At 42.9% G+C, this 9051-nt stretch carries 12 protein-coding genes and 1 pseudogene; 7 read left to right on the top strand and 6 right to left on the bottom strand.

The features are described from left to right. Window positions 1-31 precede the first annotated feature (31 nt). Both AT710_08130 and AT710_08125 read left to right on the top strand, forming a co-directional pair. Window positions 32-925 carry a RimK family alpha-L-glutamate ligase gene (locus AT710_08130; protein ID KUO90882.1) on the top strand — a complete coding sequence of 298 codons (894 nt, stop codon included), beginning with the start codon at window positions 32-34 and terminating at the stop codon, window positions 923-925. 6 nt (window positions 926-931) lie between these two features. Next, window positions 932-1153: a hypothetical protein gene (locus tag AT710_08125; protein KUO90881.1), complete on the top strand. Its 222-nt coding sequence runs from the start codon at window positions 932-934 to the stop codon at window positions 1151-1153. On the opposite strand, the gene AT710_08120 is transcribed toward AT710_08125, so the two are convergent. Then, the gene (locus AT710_08120; protein ID KUO90880.1) at window positions 1150-2067 is read right to left on the bottom strand and encodes a hypothetical protein; all 918 of its coding nucleotides are present in this window, start codon (window positions 2065-2067) and stop codon (window positions 1150-1152) included. The two genes, AT710_08125 and AT710_08120, sit on opposite strands and share 4 nt — an antisense overlap. Before the next feature lie 51 nt (window positions 2068-2118). Here AT710_08120 and AT710_08115 point away from each other — a divergent pair, with 51 nt between their 5' ends. Then, the gene (locus AT710_08115) at window positions 2119-2736 is read left to right on the top strand and encodes a DNA polymerase (GenBank protein ID KUO90879.1); all 618 of its coding nucleotides are present in this window, start codon (window positions 2119-2121) and stop codon (window positions 2734-2736) included. Here AT710_08115 and AT710_08110 read toward each other — a convergent pair. Then, window positions 2711-3430 carry an adenine phosphoribosyltransferase gene (locus tag AT710_08110; protein ID KUO90878.1) on the bottom strand — a complete coding sequence of 240 codons (720 nt, stop codon included), beginning with the start codon at window positions 3428-3430 and terminating at the stop codon, window positions 2711-2713. The two genes, AT710_08115 and AT710_08110, sit on opposite strands and share 26 nt — an antisense overlap. Window positions 3431-3584: 154 nt before the next feature. Between AT710_08110 and AT710_08105 the strand changes: the two genes are divergently transcribed. The 3 genes from AT710_08105 to AT710_08095 all read left to right on the top strand — a co-directional run bounded on the left by AT710_08105 (window position 3585) and on the right by AT710_08095 (window position 5570). Beyond that, complete coding sequence (locus AT710_08105; protein KUO90877.1) at window positions 3585-3938, top strand: hypothetical protein; 354 nt, start codon at window positions 3585-3587, stop codon at window positions 3936-3938. A gap of 320 nt (window positions 3939-4258) precedes the next feature. After that, window positions 4259-4441 (top strand): hypothetical protein, encoded by a 183-nt coding sequence (locus AT710_08100; protein ID KUO90876.1) that lies wholly within the window; start codon window positions 4259-4261, stop codon window positions 4439-4441. 106 nt (window positions 4442-4547) lie between these two features. Continuing rightward, window positions 4548-5570, top strand: coding sequence for a hypothetical protein (locus tag AT710_08095; GenBank protein ID KUO90875.1), 1023 nt, complete (start codon window positions 4548-4550; stop codon window positions 5568-5570). A 145-nt stretch (window positions 5571-5715) separates the two neighbouring features. On the opposite strand, the gene AT710_08090 is transcribed toward AT710_08095, so the two are convergent. Continuing rightward, on the bottom strand, window positions 5716-6003 hold the full coding sequence (locus AT710_08090; GenBank protein ID KUO90874.1) for a hypothetical protein: 288 nt from the start codon (window positions 6001-6003) through the stop codon (window positions 5716-5718). Between the two features lie 138 nt (window positions 6004-6141). Here AT710_08090 and AT710_08085 point away from each other — a divergent pair, with 138 nt between their 5' ends. Beyond that, window positions 6142-6627, top strand: coding sequence for an adenosine monophosphate-protein transferase (locus AT710_08085; protein KUO90873.1), 486 nt, complete (start codon window positions 6142-6144; stop codon window positions 6625-6627). 28 nt (window positions 6628-6655) lie between these two features. On the opposite strand, the gene AT710_08080 is transcribed toward AT710_08085, so the two are convergent. The 3 genes and pseudogenes from AT710_08080 to AT710_08070 form a co-directional block, all read right to left on the bottom strand. After that, a complete protein-coding gene (locus tag AT710_08080; GenBank protein ID KUO90872.1) occupies window positions 6656-7627 on the bottom strand; it encodes a hypothetical protein in 972 nt (323 codons plus the stop codon). Continuing rightward, a complete protein-coding gene (locus tag AT710_08075) occupies window positions 7624-8061 on the bottom strand; it encodes a hypothetical protein (protein KUO90871.1) in 438 nt (145 codons plus the stop codon). Before AT710_08075 ends, AT710_08080 begins: the two co-directional genes overlap by 4 nt. A gap of 88 nt (window positions 8062-8149) precedes the next feature. Next, window positions 8150-9051, bottom strand: a pseudogene (locus tag AT710_08070).

The following is a 9051-nucleotide window of genomic DNA, read 5'->3' as shown; positions in this document are numbered from 1 at the left end:
TTTTTTAAGGCTTGAATAGAGGTGACTTGGCATAGCATATAGCATAGCGGTGGTCGGTGACTCACCTATACCTGATTTACCCAGCAGAGATCTAGTTAGGTTCTCTCGAATGAGGGGTCTCACTGCTAGGTATATACCATTATCTAGGTTCGCCATAATTGTCGGCAATGATGGGTTATCCATATCCATTAGGGGAAAGCCGGCCGGCATTGATGGCGTTTTCCTAAGGAGCCTAGGNCTATTCATAGACGTGGAGCAGTTCTTCTATAGAACATCATTGCTCAGATCAATGCAGGNCATGGGCGTGGAGATAATTAATACAGTTGATGGATTGCTAAGGACGAGGAATAAGATGGAGACGCTTCTGGTGCTTAGCAAGAGGGGGATTAGGGTGCCGAGAACCTTAGTGACGGAGGATTTATTAAACGCATATGGAATAATGAGGCAGTGGGGCGATGCCGTGATAAAACCCATACAGGGCTCGCGTGGATTTGGCTCCGTTAGGCTAACCGATGCCGATGTGGCATTTCAAGTAATGAAGACCCTCCTCACATTTAGGAGACCCATTTATTTACAGGAATACATAGAGAAGCCCAGTCGAGATATAAGGATCATGGTAATTGATGGGCAGGTGCATGGATGNATGTACAGGATATCCACTAATGGCAACTGGAAGACTAATATTGCCCAAGGAGCAAGCGGCGTCGCGTGCGATAAGGTTGATCCAGAACTAGCTGAAATATCAATTAAGTCCGTGGAGGCGTTGGGGTTAACTTATGGTGGAGTCGACGTCGGTGAAAGCAAGTCCGGCTATGTTATATTCGAGGTGAATGGAAGCCCTGATTGGCAGGAATTAACCGCTGTAACTAATAAAAACCCGGCTGATGAGTTGGTTAGAGTGATGTTGAAACGACTAGCAAGGTGAGGCTAATTGACTAAGTGGATGATTAAGTGCACTAAGTGCAATACTGAGAAGGAGTTAAATGTGGCATTTGACTTATCCCACTTTAACGGGAAACTGTACCTCTACTGCGTTAAGTGCAAATCAAATACGGAGCACGAAGTACTGGGCGTATACGATCCATTAACCAATAGATTCATAGATAAGAGGGAACTAGCTAATCTGAAGTTCAAATCAATAGAAATGGATTAACCGACGGTCGAACCATTGCTGCTGCACCATTTCTCATACTCCTTCTGCTTAATATAAAGCTTACTCAGCAACTCCATCTCCTCATTAATGATTGCCCTTATTCTCGCCAGTTTGTCCTCATCATCGGGATCCAGCCTCCCATTTATCTCTTTTCTCATCTCTAATTCATTTGCCTTCGATCTATTTAAATCAAGAGCCTCCTTAACCTTATCTATTTTATTAATGAATATCTTCAATAATTCCCTACAGCGATTAACCGCCTCTCCCTTCTCTCTCTTGGCGTGATCCATGTATCCACGTATGTATTCACGTTCATCATTATCTAAATCCTTCTTGGTCATCATCCATTCAACTGCCTTATGAATCCTTTCCTCACTATTCTTAATTACTTGAATCCTTTCATCCATTTCCTTGATTAACGCTTGTATCTCTTCATCCATTTTCTTGATCGATTCCTTTTCATCACTCTTCCCGCCAACCGCTATGACCTTATCATTGCCTTTATTACCCTGGATTACTCCCCCATCGTTCGAGCCCGGAATTCCCTCAGACGTATCCTTTATGATCAATATGGGAGCAGGATAACGCTTACCCTTTAAGTCCATGATCTCAATTCTCCCCTTTTCATCATTATTCACCTCGTATATGATCAATATGGGAGCAGGATAACGCTTATCATTAAATTCTATGATTTCCTCCGTTCCATTATTACTCACCTTGAAGCGAACTATTTCCTTTGTTCCCTTTTTGACGCCTACACCAATTATAATGCCTTTATACTGATTCCCCATATATAGCTTCTTTCCCTTGTAGATTGAGGGGTCAGGTAATACTTCACTATTATTTCTGGTGGGATCTGATAATACTTCACTATTACCTACTGGGCTAAACCTCTTGAATAGATTAAAAACCATAAGCGATAATTAGTAAGCTATGTTTATATTGGAATCGGCTAATATAAATACGTGAGNGAGTGGGATAAGCTTCGGCTTGAGGTAATCAATTGCACTAAGTGCGACCTATATAAGGAGAGGCGACAACCAGTGCTGGGTGAGGGGCCATTAACAGCCGAAATCATGTTAATAGGCGAGGCTCCCGGCGCTCAAGAGGATTTAGAGGGGCGACCATTCGTTGGAGCTGCAGGCAAGTTACTTAATAAAATGCTGGGGGAGGCTGGANTAAGGAGGAGCGATATTTATATTACAAACATAGTTAAGTGTAGACCCCCTGGGAACAGGGAGCCTCTGCCCCATGAGGAGGAGGCATGCTTGCCTTACTTAATTAGGCAAATAGCTCTAGTGAAACCAAGGCTCATAATAACAATGGGGAAACACAGCACGAGGTCCCTACTATATATAAGCGGCGTGAAGATTAACTCTATTTCCAGCGTCAGAGGAAAGCCACATAACATCAGAATAGGATCAGATGAGTTGATGGTGATTCCAACATATCATCCAGCCGCGGCCATATATAATCCATCGCTGAGGCAAGCCATAGTGAATGACTTAAAGCAAGCATCGAATTTAATTAAGGGAAGAACGCGCTCCATAATGGATTTCATTGAAGATAAAGAACATCGATAGGGGCTGTTATCTTGCTTCGTATGAAGTCGAGAACGCCGTTTTGTCTAGCGACAAGTATGGAGAAACCACCTATATCAGCACCTGCCTCGTCTATAATGCTCAATAACGCATCAATAGTTCTTCCTGTTCTCATTATATCATCAACTATTAATACCTTATCCTTCTTGCCCAGCAACTCCCTGGGTAGATATATGCTAACGCGTCGAGGCGGGGAGTCCACTATATAGGAGGCTTCATAGAAATCCTCGAAGCCGGCGTCCTTATATTGCTTGGCTATAGTTAGTCGAGCCCGGAGCGCGCTGGCTGCCACTACCGCTAATGGTATGCCATCAGTGGCTACAGTGACTACGCTGGTTATATTATGCTGGCCAAATACCTTTTGAACCCGTTTCTCATACAGCTTTAACACGTATGGGTTGAAGATAACGTTGCTTAGATCAATGTAATCGCCCTTATTCTTAATCAGCATTGGCATTATGCTGGGCAACTCAAGTTTATTCTCTAACTTCTTTACTATATTCATGGCAGTCTCAGATGATGGCAAGATATCCCCATTAGCGTACCTACAAAGCACGCTCTCAGGCACGTCGAGGATCTCCGATAATTGTCTAAAGGAGTAGTTAAATAATCCTCTCATTATGTTTATCAACTCCACAGCCTCTAATTCAATGCTTAGCTTATCTATCCTAGCCATTTAAAGAAGTATTTAAACAAGTCCCTTAATTAAGTTAACGCTCCACCAAATGAGTTCCCATCTTTAAGAAGTACTTACCAGAAATGAAATTGCCTAGGAAGGCATTTTATGCATTATTAGCGTAATAATAAAATCGGCTTGGCTATGTGAATGCATGGTTGGAGTATTGATTAAAAGCGATGATTATGTCGACCTTTATGTCAGCGCATCCCTAGTAGCATCGCTTGTCTTGAGGGGGGATGAGGTTCATGTATTTATCACGGGACGGGCGGTTAATGCATTCATTGTTAATAGGAACATAGATTCAATGCAGGAATTGAAGAAACGCGGCATGGATTATATGAACATATTAAGCAACGTAAAGGAGTTGGGCAAGCTTCATATATATGTTTGCATAGGAATGCTTGAGGCCTTGGGAATAGATAAATCGGCCCTGGACCCCATAATTGATGGAGCATCGACTTTCACGGATTTCGTAATGAATAACGAAGAGATAATAGTTAGTTAAGACTCCTGACTCCCTCCCGCCCTAAAGGGCGAGATTTACCGCTCTTTCTATCACGGGGATGATATAGTTCAATTATGAGTTGGCATAATCATTATTGCATTGGTTGGGCAATTATTTTGACAGGAAAAACAAGCATGACAGGAGGTTTCATTTAATATAATTACAACTCGCCTAAGTTCCCCTGCTAGTACTGCCTTGGGGCACACACTCCAACAAATGCCGCATCCAATGCATTTATCATTAATAACCTTAATTGTGGCTAGCACTTCTTCTTCCTTGTTGAATAGGATTATATAGAATTCGCATCTAATCAATAATTAATGAGGAATTATGCTAAGCGATGGTCAATAATCTGTTTTTATTGCCTAAGGGAGATCACATATAGGGATGCCCATATAGTCCAATACTACTTTAAGCCACTTGGCTCCAAGTTCAAGGTATATGCATGCGGTGAATGCGTCCAGAAACTGAAACTAAAAAATGAAGAGGAAGAAATCCAATAGAACCATGTTTTAAATCGATATTTGCGGCAATTAATTGGATAATTAAGGACGCCCCTGTTATCCACGAAGGCCAAATTTTTATTTGCTTCATAAAATCGGTAACTCGATGCTGGGGAAGACAAAGCAGGAATTAAGTCCAAGCATTTATCACAGAATGTTTCNATTCCAAATACGCGTCTCACAATTAATGCTTTGGATGAGCTTAATTCTAGCATTGATCGGACCCATGTTATCAATGTTTTCCTACAACATACATGGCGAGATAATGATGGCTGCGATATCCATGTTCTACATAGGCATAATGTACAGCCAACACCCGGGTNTCACCAATTTCATGCCCGACAAGATGGCGTCGATCGCCATGGCTATGGTATCGATTACATGGAGCATTACGTTAATGGTGGGGACATGGCTTTGGCGACCCCTTGCAGCTTCATGGGCATTATTATACATTGCCATATTTATGCAGAATGGACTAGGATCAAAGCCATTATATTTCCCTAATTGGTTCACGTTAGTTGGCCTACTTGGAGTGCTGGGAGCATCATTTACTGGATTTCAATGGGGATTAATTGGATTCCCCATTGCATCGGTGATTAGCCTATTACGGAGAGTCAATGGTAAAATGAGGATGAGAAAACTTGACTTATTAGTGTTGCCGCTGTATCCAATAATTGCATCGTTGCTATGGATTAACTATGCTAGAGTAATTTTTCTATTTCTAATAATATTCTCCCTCAGCCTACCAAGTAGTCTCCCCAGAAGCGATTTATCCTCAGCACTACCAGTGGGATTAGCAGTGGCCATGACCATTGGCATACCAGCCGCTGGAGCCACTATATTGATGAAGTGGCCCAGCATCCTCTACTTCCACGCATTAGCGCTGGGATTCCTAGCGCCAATAATGCTATCCCTATGCGTGCCAATGTTATTGCCGGGCACGTTATGGATATGGCCCAAGAATTACAGCGAAGAAATACCAGCCCTAATAGGTGCATCAGCAATCCTTCGCCTCCTCTCATACTACTATGGTAACTACGCATTAATAGCATCGCTAATGGCCCTATATGCTTCATTAATAATAGCCAGCACACATTACTTAAGGGGAAAACGAATAAAAGTACTCTAGGGAATCACTGATCTCACGCTAGCCTGGACTCCTTACTCAATAATGAGAAAAATGGATGAGCCTCGACATCCAGATCTCCTGGAGTAGACCTTTTCTAGAAATTTATAATGCAAACGAGAGCATACTATTAAGAGACCTAGATCGCTTATGGCTTGGACTTGGGATTAACCTTGTTTTTCTGTTCACCTATTAATTTTATTTCTCGACCGTGTGGCGCGTATATGCTCCACTCATTTATACCTGTTGTATTGCTTAATTGCTCTATGAATCCCCTAAATATATTGAAGCTAATGGGTTTCTCAAGGTATATCCCAATGCTTATCAATGCGTTATCTCCCTTATTGCCGAGCCTTACCTTTATGTACTTGACGTCCTGCACTCCATTAGTCCGCCAATAATTCTTAATTGCAGCTTTAATCGAGCGTTGATCCATGCATTAATTGCTTTTTAAACGGTTTAAAGCATTATTGCAAATCAAGAATAAAAATCACTTCCTTTCCTCCTTGAAGAGCGGGGCACTCTTCTCTTCATCATAAAATTAATTTTAAAAATATAGCCGAGGATTAATCCCATGAAGCTAGAGACAGTTAAAGTAGAGTACCCAACTGACTCCAATGTAATAGTGGGTCAGGCCCACTTCATAAAGACAATTGAGGACCTATATGAGGCATTGGTTACATCGGTTCCAGGCATACGGTTCGGTTTGGCTTTCTGCGAAGCCAGTGGAAAGAGGTTGATCAGGCATGATGGTAACGATAATGAGTTAAGGGATGCAGCTATTCGTCTCTGCGGCAAGATAGCTGCTGGCCACGTATTCGTAATATTCATCAGGAATGCGTATCCCATAAATATATTAAACGCGATAAAAAACGTTCATGAAGTAGTCACTATTTATGCTGCAACAGCTAATCCACTAAGCATAATAATTGCTGAGGAGGAGCCCAATAGAAGAGGAGTAATAGGAGTAATAGATGGGGAATCACCATTGGGCGTGGAATCCGAGCAAGATGCAGCAGAAAGGCGGGAATTACTTCGTAAAATCGGTTACAAGAAATGAAAATGAGATAACTAATAACATAATTTGCTCAGTCTATCTTAGCTCCATGTTCATCTTTATCCACAATCATGGAGTGGCCGCCGGCAACCTCCATGGCGATCGCCACTTCCTTAATCGCATTAGGCGCAAGGGCTATCACAATGCCGCCACCGCCCGCACCGCTTAACTTAGCGCCAATTGCCCCAGCCCTCCTTGCTGCGTAGATCAAGGATGAAAGCCGACCCGTTGATACTCCAAGCGATTCCAGTAATCCTTGATTTATATTCATTAGGTCAGCCACTGTTCCTAAGTCATTGGCCTCCAGTCCATGCCTAGCCATCTTGGTTACTTCGCCTATGGCATCCATTATTAAATCAATAATGGATGGATACTTGCTCCTCAAGCTCCCAACTGATTTAACTAGGTCCCTTGTGGTTGATTCGCGCTCAACATACCCAATAACAATGGGGAGGGGGCCCGCCTTTATGGTTTCTCGACCATTCGTGCTTATTAAGTGAATTCCGCCTAAGGCGGATACGGTTGTATCCATGGGGCTCGCCGCGCCTTGCACCGTTTTCTCAACTTCATGGGCAAGTCTCGCAACCTCCTCATTATTTATAGAGTAACCAAATGCTTCGGCGTATGCTCGTATTGATGCGACAGCCACTGCTGCTGATGTGCCTAGTCCAGCGCCGACCGGCATTTCGGATGATACATCTAATTCAATTCCNCTTTTCTCTCCAAGAAACATTCTCGCAGTATCTATGGCCGTTCTCAAATAAGATACTGCATTCAACGCAATGCCGTACTCCGTCTCTATGCCTATCTCGCCGTTCTCCCCCATATTAATCATTAATCCCCTCGTCCTGAGATCCCTGGCCACTATCTTTACATGCCCATCCATTCTAGGAACAGCGGCAACATAGAGCCTCTTGTTTATTGCCATAGCTATTGCCGGTTTACCGTAAACCACGGCATGCTCCCCAAATAGCTTAACCACTCCAGGAGCCGAGGCAGTCACTCGCCGCACTTGCTGCTCACCTCCCTTGCATTTTTAACTAGCGCCACCAAATCTTGCTCGGGCCCCCTTAATTCATCAATTAATGAATTAATCAACCTATCTAAGTAATCATCAGTATTAGCTGCAGACCTAAGCGCGTCACGGAGCTCCATTGGCAGAAGCGGATACACTTCCCTTAATCTATCCCCATACTTATTCAGCATTACTTCAATTGTTCTCCTCATTAAGTCCTTAACCCTATGCTCTGCAATATAATAATCATTCAACAATCGCTCAGCCTCATTTAAATCCAGTGAAACCACGCATCTCGATTTCCTCAAAGCCTTTATTAGAAGCAGTATATCATCAGCTATTGATTTACCAACAGCCCTGGAGAAACTGGGCGATGAGACTCTTCTTTCTACTCTATTGATCACGTCCTCTATATCATCCATTATACTCATTGAGAAATATCAAAGTTAAAAAATCTTCTTGTCCAAACAAAGAGAGGAATATTTTTGTTTTATTGATGAGTGAAAACCATTACTTCTCCTGTTGAGGTATATTAACCACGCCCATTTCCTTTAAGGCAATGATTAAGTCATCCGTTAATATACCACTATAAGTACCATAGAAGTAAAGAGCCAAGGCGACGAGGGCCGCGACAACGACATCCCATGGAAACGGTATGACCGCCGTAGTGAATACAAGTCCATAATTGGCCGAGCCAAGGAACGACAATATAACTGACGTGAATATAACCGCGACAACCCACCAACCAGCCTTCACATGCTTAGCAGCATCCTTATTAGGCGTTGAGGAGGAGAGCCATAAAGTGAAGCCAGCAACCATTGCCAAAGTTATTAATATATATACGGTGAAGTCTATTGCAGCTCCCGCAGTTAATGGGATAGTAGACGGAGAGGAAGAAGGCCAACCCGTGGGCGCTATTATTGGTACATATATTAAGAAGTATGTGGAGGCTATTAATACTGCCCAGTAAATTAATCCAGCCAGTGTGGCATTAGTCCTATTAACGCCGTAACGATTAACCATCGTGTACATATAGAACACCGGTAATCCACCTATAACCAATGCGAACACGAACCAAAGCGTGTAGAAAGTGCTCCAGTAAACTATTAGATAAGATGCTATCGATGCTATCGCCGCTATGAGGGAGGCAGCAGGCAACTTAAGTGGACGAGGAATATCCGGAATAATCTTCCTGAAGCTCATTAAGGCCGGTCCGCTCACTATATAGGTAAATACGGTGGTCGACGTTATGAATGAGGAAATGGCGAACCAAGTGGGGAATGGAAGCAGGAATACTAGGCCTATTAATAGTGCAGCAATCATTGGATACATGGGTACCCTGTGCTTATTTAATCTAAGAAATGCATCAGGCAAGTGGCCATCAGCGGCCATGCCGTATATTGTCCTAGCAG

It is taken from the genome of Thermocladium sp. ECH_B (genome assembly GCA_001516585.1).
GTDB lineage: Archaea > Thermoproteota > Thermoprotei > Thermoproteales > Thermocladiaceae > Thermocladium.
The sequence above is the reverse complement of the archived record's forward strand: the minus strand, read 5'-3'. Positions and strand labels throughout refer to the sequence as shown.